Source organism: Pseudomonas sp. Pse35 (genome assembly GCF_024519715.1).
GTDB classification, from domain to species: domain Bacteria; phylum Pseudomonadota; class Gammaproteobacteria; order Pseudomonadales; family Pseudomonadaceae; genus Aquipseudomonas; species Aquipseudomonas paracarnis.
The window spans coordinates 1-308 of sequence record NZ_JALJRP010000093.1; the positions used below are offsets into that span (position 1 = coordinate 1).

At 61.7% G+C, this 308-nt stretch carries 1 protein-coding gene; it reads left to right on the forward strand.

The features are described 5' to 3' along the window. Positions 1 to 308, forward strand: a 308-nt coding sequence (locus tag OC445_RS26970) for an RHS repeat domain-containing protein (RefSeq protein ID WP_262020461.1), incomplete at both ends; no start/stop codon positions are given.

Sequence of the window (308 nt, forward strand, 5' to 3'; positions counted from 1 at the left end):
CGCCAAAGGGCGTGAGCCCTACGTTTGGGAAACCGAGCAGAACATCGTTTCCTACGCCTATGACGAAGCTGGCCGACTGGTGTGTGCGACCAATGCCGTCGGTGAAAGCGAGCGTTATCGGTACGACGATCAGCACGTCATTGTCGAGCGGCAGTTAGCCGGTGGGGCGAGTTTCTTCTGGGCGTGGGAAGGCGCGGGCAAGGCGGCTCGCTGCGTGCGGCATTGGGCGAGTTTTTTGCAGATGGACACGCGCTATGCCTGGGGCGATGACGGGCGTGTCACGGTGCATAACGCCGATGGTAGCCAGG